Origin of the sequence: Tritonibacter sp. SIMBA_163 (assembly GCF_046535935.1) — a bacterium.
In the GTDB taxonomy this organism is placed as follows: domain Bacteria; phylum Pseudomonadota; class Alphaproteobacteria; order Rhodobacterales; family Rhodobacteraceae; genus Epibacterium; species Epibacterium scottomollicae.
On the sequence record NZ_JAWJBP010001260.1, the window covers coordinates 1 to 238 of the forward strand.

The 238-nt window shown below is 71.8% G+C and carries 1 protein-coding gene; it reads right to left on the minus strand.

Features of this window, described 5'->3' with window-relative positions; translation table 11 throughout:
- On the minus strand, window positions 1–238 hold a 238-nt coding region (locus tag R0J92_RS26355; protein WP_411053859.1), incomplete at both ends, for a glycine zipper family protein.

The following is a 238-nucleotide window of genomic DNA, read 5'->3' on the forward strand; positions in this document are numbered from 1 at the left end:
CTGCGAGATCGTGTTGCCCTTCGACGTCATGCACTGCGCGTAGGCTGCGTCGTAGCGCGCCTGCAAGCTGTTCGCCGAGTACTGCGCGCCGTTTGCGCCAGCCGCGCCGCCGATCAGCAAACCGCTGCCCGCTCCGATCGCAGCACCCGCTCCGGCATTGCCCGCCGCCGCGCCAAGCAGCGCGCCGACGGCCGCGCCGCCCAACGTTCCCACCGCCGCGCTGTTGACGCTGCTGGTG